The organism is Halocola ammonii, from assembly GCF_049334165.1.
GTDB lineage: Bacteria > Bacteroidota > Bacteroidia > Flavobacteriales_D > Sanyastnellaceae > JBEGHD01.
In genome coordinates this window covers 1-6707 of sequence record NZ_JBEGHD010000024.1, presented here as the reverse complement: position 1 = coordinate 6707, position 6707 = coordinate 1, and the positions used below count along the sequence as shown (strand labels likewise).

The following is a 6707-nucleotide window of genomic DNA, read 5'->3' as shown; positions in this document are numbered from 1 at the left end:
TGTGAAGTAGTTAACATCAGATTTTTGGGGTGCTACGGATTTTCCCTTGATCACTTCCAGATTTTTTCCAAAAGCGTCTAAAGGCCTTTCCTCTTCGTAGTATTGGAGTTTTAGGCATCCCATGCAATGCCTCCAAGATACATTTTTTTCATTCCCACCTTGATTTTCTCAGGATCGATGATCATATTTCTCTAAACAGTTAAATTATGAAGGAAAAAGAATACCAAACAGGAACAACACCCTTTTCAAAGGTTGAGAATGGATGGTTTGGAACCAGATTAACCGACCTTACCTCCAAAGGATGGACACTACATTCAACAGAAAGCTATTTCAGTAAAGAACATCAAGAGGATTGTTTGTTCTGGGTACTGGAACGGGATGTTGATTAAGTAGCCAGCGCACGAAAAAACAGACTTTAACATAACAGCTTCTTATGGCCACTCCGCTAAAGCTGCGGGAACCATAAGTCAATTATGTTAAGCAAGTTCCTGCAGTAGCGGGCTCCTTGCCCGTCTGTTTTTTCTTCCTGCGCTCCTGGTAGATTGACGATCCGGTTTTTAAAGTCTTCCGCCTCACTGCCGGTCGTTGGATCATTCCCAAAAGCGAAGCAATTCCACCCGCATGATCCGGCCCCATTACTTCACTTTTAGGAACGTGTAACTACAGCTTTTCGAACAGCCTGTTGTAAACGCATTCATAAAACTCATCCCTATTTCTTGACTGCCCCTTTTTCTTACAGCAATGTTCGATAGCAGCGTCTACTTCAGCCTTCGTAAAATGCCCTGGATGAGTATTTCTAATTTCCTTCTTTAATGGCTCCATTTCATAGGATTCATCCGGGTGGCAGCTGATAGTCGCTTTGTCCTTTTGCCTTAGTTTGGTGTTGTCCCAATCAGCAGCTTCATTAATTCTTTCCAGGATCTCTTTAAAATTCTTTTTCATGATTTTAATTTTTAAATGAGTAATTGTTTCTGCTTATATATATCCCCAAAAAACCAAAAACGTCACTTTTAGGTGAAAAAAATTTTACAGCTCGATTTTTATTGATAAGCTTTGGCTCTGTGTGATTGGGCCAGCGCGGCTTTTCGATAAAAATGAGCATCCAAGCGCAACGCTAATTTTATTTCGAAGACGTCACTTTCATTTGCGCGCGGAAGGATTACACCTACTTTTTCAACTGCGGGTAAACACAGGAAAAACAGCCTTGAGCTAAAGCGGCTGGGCAGTGGCTGCAATGAGTGAGGAACGAACGGATTGCGGACACTGCCCAAGCTCTCGCGAGCCGCCTGCGAGTGGAGCAAGGGTGGAGCACAGAGGAAGCCTGAGGAACGAAGGCGGCTGGGCGACATACGTGTGGAGCTGAACGCAGTGGTTTTGGTAATTTTTCCATTCACCAAAACCCGGAGTGAAGCGGAACAAAAGCAAGGCTACCGCTTAAAAATCAATCAGGTCAGCCGCAGCCCGCAGCGACCCGCAGGCGAGCACAAACACGGGCAGCCGGTGGATTTTTTGCTTTGCCATCAAGGAACGACTGGCAGGGCAAAAAAGACAGAGTAGGCTGCCGTGACGACTGACCGAGGAACGCAAGGAAGGTGACAAGCTGCGGAGTTTACGGAGCACCCGAAGGGCGGCAAGGCTCTTTTTTAGACCTTTAAAAAACTTCATTTCCTAAAAATGGGCCTTGACGGCTTGGCGACTTGCTTTGCTGACGAGAGAAGGAGGAACACCGCTTTTCCTGTGTTGGGGTTGCGACCATGAGGAGCAACGAAGCGCGGGATTCAGAACGTAATTTCACCGGGACTTTCATTCATTTTACTTACCTTGGCTGGTAATTCATGGAACTCATTCAAGACATATTAAAAGATTCTGTATCCGGTACTATCAGCGGGATTGTGAGTTCTCTTGTTACCCTGGCTGTAGTTTCTCTTTTAAAAAAAACCTAAAAAACAGCTGTCCTTTCGTAATCCAATATTTTTTCGTAAGAACTCTTTTTTTACCCGATCGGTATGAATTCGCTAAAAGCTTTGTCAACCAATGGGATGGAACTTTGTAATGTCTTCCTGGAGGTCGTCAAGATCATTAACCAGGTAAGCTTCTGTAGAACTCACAAAACGATGTCCGGCCATGTATTGCACTTCTCGTAAGTTGTGGTTTTTCAGCCAGTGAGTGATGACGCTTGTCCTGATCTGTTTGGCATTGGTGATTTTTGGGTTTTGCGTCTTTAACTTCTTCATCAGCTTCTGCATGGTGTTATCAAAATTGCGACTCGCCCCTGCGCTGATAAAAAGTAAGTCTGTCGTTTTTCCGGTGAGTGTCAACAATTCTTTGCGGGTGTGCAGGCTGTACTCCATCAGGTCCAGGATCTGGTGTGATTCCAGCTTCAACTCTCTTTCATTGCTGCGTCTTGTTCCCGCAACGTAAATTTTACCTTCTCTCAGTTTCAGGTCTTTCTCTGTTAACCTTTTGAGTTCTGTTGTTCCCAGTCCCTGGTAAATCATTAATCCTAACATGATTTTGTTTCTGCTGCTGGCCAACACACTTGTCTGGAACCAGTTCTGGTTTTTGTCCGGATCCGTTTCTTTATCCGGGATCTTAAATTCGTGGTAGAGGCTTTCCAGCTCTTTCCGACTGAGGATCTCATATAAATGTTTGCGTTTTACTCCTCTTATGATGATCTGCGAAGTGGGATTTTCCCTGGCTATGTCTCCGGCTAAAAAATTGAAGTAGTGTTTTAAGCTGTTGACTAGGGTACTGATCGTCCTTTGTTGCACCCGGGATCGTTTATACTGGATGTAGTGCAAGATGTCGGCATAGCTTACTTCATCCTCTGGCACGTTTTCTTTTTTCATCCAGGTTTCAAAACGCATCGCATCTCTTGTGTATCGATTTACAGTAGTGGTGCTGTATCCCTTTCCCAGCAAATAATCGGCAAAATCTGCATATCGGGATTCAAACTGCTGTAGTAGATTTTCAACTTCTTCCGGCCTCACCGGTTCTTTGGCTTTTCCCCGGGTGCGGCTGTCCCTGGATTTGGCAAGTCTGATTTTTGGCATTTTTTTACTCTGTTAGTTCTATGTTTTCTGCTCTTGCATTTCCACCAGGTGTGTGTAAACCTGCGTAGACTCCAGGCTGGTATGGCCTAAAAACCGCCCGATCTTTTCCAGGCCCATTCCGTTTTGCAAAAGGTGCGTGGCTATGGAGTGGCGCAGTACGTGAAGTCGTACGTTTTTTTCCTGCAGGGCGGTGTCGTCACTTCGCTGTTGCAATAGCTTTAATCTCAGTGCCATGCTTTGGGTCTGCATGCGCTCTCCCATACGGGTGATAAAACAGGCGTCTTCCTTTTTGTCGGTGAGCAAGTAAGGCCGCCAGTCATAGATCCACTCCTGAAGGTAGTTCGAAGCTGTTTTATTGAACGGCACAAAGCGCTCCTTGTAGTTTTTCCCTTTCCGCACGTGGAGGATCTGCCGGTCAAAATTGATGTCTGAAAGGTCTAAGTGGTAACCTTCATTTCGTCTTAATCCACAGCCATAAAAAATAGTCAGTATTGCACGATCTCTTGCGTTGAGTGGTTCTGACCGGGTTCCTTCGTTGTAGCCTTCTGTGGCTTTATAGAGTTCGGTGATTTCTTCCTGGGTCAGGTATTCGATTTCCCGTGTGTCGTCTGTTTCCCACTCGATGCTTAAAGCCGGTAAAACAAGTCTGCCGGATTGCCTTAAGTATTCTGCAAACTTGTAAAGGCCTTGCAGGTGTTTATTCAGGTAGTTGTTGGAGAGGCCGCCACCTCTGCGGGTGTTGGCCCTGTATCTGAGCTGATCAAAATGATCTTTAAAATGCTGTGGCTCGATCTGCTGAAGATGATGGATCCCGTTTTGCTCCAGGTAGTGAAAAAATTCATGGATGTAGTTGGGAAGCTGGTAAACGGTGCTTTCGGCATAGCCCAAAATATCCAGCCATTCCTTAAACGACTGTTCCACATAGTTGAAGCCCGGTGATTTGAGTTTTAATTGTTTCATCCTTTCTTACCTTTTTGAAGTTGCCGTGAACTACGAACCTACTTTACTGACTTTCTTTGTTTTGCGTGGTTCATTTTTCTTTTGAACTGTCTTTGAACGTTTGGGGGCTGCTAATTTTTCCAGCGTTTCATCCAGCACGTTTCCAATCTGCTCTTTTAGTTTTCGGTATTCTTCATAGCTGGTGATCTCGTATTCATAGCCTTTGGATCTGGTGCCTTTCACGCGTTTCAGGTAGTAGTTGTAAAGCAGACTCAGTGTCCAGCGTTTTTGATTGCTCTCGTTGATGCGCAGGGCTTTTCTGATTTCCCGGTTGGTAAATTGGCTTTTGCCTTCCTGCTCCAGGTAAGCTTTGATGTTTTCCAGGTAGTTCCGGCAGGCTCCGGAGAGTTCATCTGACTTGCGCAGCAGGATTTCTTTTAAAAGCCTGTTGGCCTTTCGGATGTCTTCCAGTGTGGTTTCGATAAAAACTTCTCCGGTTTCTTTGTTGGCTTTCTGCTCTCGCTGGAACTGGTGATAAAAAGTAACCACCTCGATAAATTGCAAATAGTGGTTGTTGGTCCTGCGTGGCTTAAAAATCTCTTGTGGAAGTTTGAGCAGTTCTGCAAAAGGATTGATCACTTTTACCGGTTCCAAGATCCGCTGGCAGTTGCGCAGCAGTTCTGCTGCCTCCAGTTCTTCCTCTCGGTTGATCTTCCCGGCACTTACTTTCCGCTGGTAGTCCATGATTTTTAAGTCTTGTTCTTTGCTTTCGTCCAGGTAGATCAAAAAGCTGCGGTTGGCATTGTCTTCATAGATCTGCTCTTTGGTGGTGCAGCCGGCCACGCTCAACGGGCCTTCCACCACCAGGTGAACTGTGCGGGTTTCGCCTTTGGTGTTTTTGTGGGCCACTGTTTTCGATATCCGCTTTTTCGTTTGCAGTTCTCTCAATGGGTAAAGTGCGTTCTCGGCTCCATCCAGATCTTCAATCAGTATGAGTTTGTTTTTCAGTTCCCGCTGGCCGAAGTAGTAAAAAGCGTTTTCGCTCAAAGTGGTGATCTCTATTTTGTCTTCTTCCGGGATCAACTCGCCTACTTTTTCCTGCAGGTGGGTTTTTCCGGTGCCGCTGGCTCCCAGACTCACAATGTGCAGCGGTTGTTCTCTTTTGCGGCTGGTAAAGATCAGGTACATCAAAAGCCGGTTCAGCTCTTCACCGATCACCCCGCTTTTGCCGATTAATTTCCCGGTGTTGTCCAAAAGGTTCGGGTTTTCTAAAAAAGCTTTTGCCGCTTTCACTTCTTCCGCAGACAGTATTTTGGGCTGCAACACATCCTGCTTTTGTTCCTGCAGTTTTTCCAGGCGGTATTCTTCCAGTGCTTCGGTCAGCTCGCTCAGGCTGGCTGCTATCACGCTGGTGCCGATCTCGTGCCGCTCGGCCACTTTGCGGATAAATTTCTCCAGCTGGTTGTCGTTGTACAGGTCCAGGTTGTGGCGCACCGGTGGGCGGCTGCTGCCGTTGAGTTCTACTTTCAAAGTTGTCCGCATCCGGTCGAGGCCTTCCAGCTTGAGGCCGCCCAAAACGGTAATGGTGAGGATTTCATTTTTGTAAAGAAGCGATTCGGCAGAAGTGGTGTCGAGTGAAGTCATTTGTGAATATTTTTATTCTAAGCTCATTTGACTACAAACTTAGCATATAAGTCTTTTACTCAAAATACCTTTACGCTGCTATTTTTCAACAACTCGCCTTTTTAGCTGTCAAGACCTTATCTTTGTAAAGCGTTTAGCGCATAATCAATGACAAAACAAACAGTGTATGCCTTCTTTTGGAGAGAACTTAAAACAGCTCAGGGCCCAGCGGAAGATTTCGCAAGGGGAGCTGGCCGGGATGATCAAGATGCACCCCACACATATTTCAAGGTATGAGCGCAACCAGGCCAGCCCTACGGTGGAGGTGGTGCGCAAAATTGCCGAAGCTTTGCAGGTGTCGGCTGATGAACTGATCTACGGTGATTCTAAAGACATGGCCTCGGAAAAGATCAATGACAAGGAGCTCCTGCAGATGTTTTCCCAGGTGCAAAAGCTCAATACTGATGATGTGCACTGTGTAAAGTCACTCCTTGGAGCGTACCTGATTAAATCGGATTTACAACAAAAACTGACTGTAAAATGAAGAAAGAAGATTTCGTATTGATGCTGGTTGCCCTGGTGATTTTTGCCGCTATTCTTTTCGCGGCCCAGCAGAAGCAAATCCAGCAGTTAAATGCTTCCCTGGCGGGAGTAAATCAAAAAGCCGATCAAGGTAACCTGGCGGCCAGAATGGCGCTCAAGCAATCTACTGAACTGGTGGAAGGTATTCAAAACCTTGCACAAACAGAAGTGCAGGAGCGCACGCCTATTGGGTTTAGGATCGGGGAGAATAAAGAAGGGTAAAAGTGGGATTGCCTGTCATTATTTCTATAATCGCAGTAACTGTTGCTGTGCTCACCTTTATCATTAATTTTCTTTTGCTGCCCTGGCATGCACGCAGGATAAGGCTGTACATTAAAGCAAAGCCACAGTTTCAGTTAATGCAGCCTACCAGCCTGTTTAATAACAATGTGCACACAAGTATCGTCATCAGTGTGAAGGTGATCAACGAGGGCAAGAACCCGGTTTACATTACTGAACAATCTTTTAAACTTTCCAGAAAAATAAACGGTGGAGAGTTCGCTAAAAAAG

General features: G+C 45.6%; 8 protein-coding genes. 3 read left to right on the top strand and 5 right to left on the bottom strand.

Annotated elements, in window-relative coordinates:
• Window positions 1-206 precede the first annotated feature (206 nt).
• Window positions 207-389 carry a hypothetical protein gene (locus ABHV44_RS15995; protein WP_459075727.1) on the top strand — a complete coding sequence of 61 codons (183 nt, stop codon included), beginning with the start codon at window positions 207-209 and terminating at the stop codon, window positions 387-389.
• A gap of 82 nt (window positions 390-471) precedes the next feature.
• Here the strand turns inward: ABHV44_RS15995 and ABHV44_RS15990 are convergent, their stop codons facing one another.
• The 5 genes from ABHV44_RS15990 to ABHV44_RS15970 form a co-directional block, all read right to left on the bottom strand.
• Window positions 472-636, bottom strand: coding sequence for a hypothetical protein (locus ABHV44_RS15990; RefSeq protein WP_459075726.1), 165 nt, complete (start codon window positions 634-636; stop codon window positions 472-474).
• A gap of 24 nt (window positions 637-660) precedes the next feature.
• A complete protein-coding gene (locus tag ABHV44_RS15985; RefSeq protein ID WP_459075725.1) occupies window positions 661-942 on the bottom strand; it encodes a hypothetical protein in 282 nt (93 codons plus the stop codon).
• A gap of 1085 nt (window positions 943-2027) precedes the next feature.
• On the bottom strand, window positions 2028-3053 hold the full coding sequence (locus ABHV44_RS15980) for a tyrosine-type recombinase/integrase (RefSeq protein ID WP_459075724.1): 1026 nt from the start codon (window positions 3051-3053) through the stop codon (window positions 2028-2030).
• A gap of 18 nt (window positions 3054-3071) precedes the next feature.
• Window positions 3072-4013, bottom strand: coding sequence for a tyrosine-type recombinase/integrase (locus tag ABHV44_RS15975; RefSeq protein WP_459075723.1), 942 nt, complete (start codon window positions 4011-4013; stop codon window positions 3072-3074).
• A 30-nt stretch (window positions 4014-4043) separates the two neighbouring features.
• Window positions 4044-5636 carry a hypothetical protein gene (locus ABHV44_RS15970; protein ID WP_459075722.1) on the bottom strand — a complete coding sequence of 531 codons (1593 nt, stop codon included), beginning with the start codon at window positions 5634-5636 and terminating at the stop codon, window positions 4044-4046.
• A gap of 166 nt (window positions 5637-5802) precedes the next feature.
• Here ABHV44_RS15970 and ABHV44_RS15965 point away from each other — a divergent pair, with 166 nt between their 5' ends.
• Together ABHV44_RS15965 and ABHV44_RS15960 are read left to right on the top strand one after the other, a co-directional pair.
• Window positions 5803-6159: a helix-turn-helix domain-containing protein gene (locus tag ABHV44_RS15965; RefSeq protein WP_459075721.1), complete on the top strand. Its 357-nt coding sequence runs from the start codon at window positions 5803-5805 to the stop codon at window positions 6157-6159.
• Window positions 6156-6419: a hypothetical protein gene (locus ABHV44_RS15960; protein ID WP_459075720.1), complete on the top strand. Its 264-nt coding sequence runs from the start codon at window positions 6156-6158 to the stop codon at window positions 6417-6419. The genes ABHV44_RS15965 and ABHV44_RS15960 overlap by 4 nt, the downstream gene beginning before the upstream one ends.
• Window positions 6420-6707: the final 288 nt, after the last annotated feature.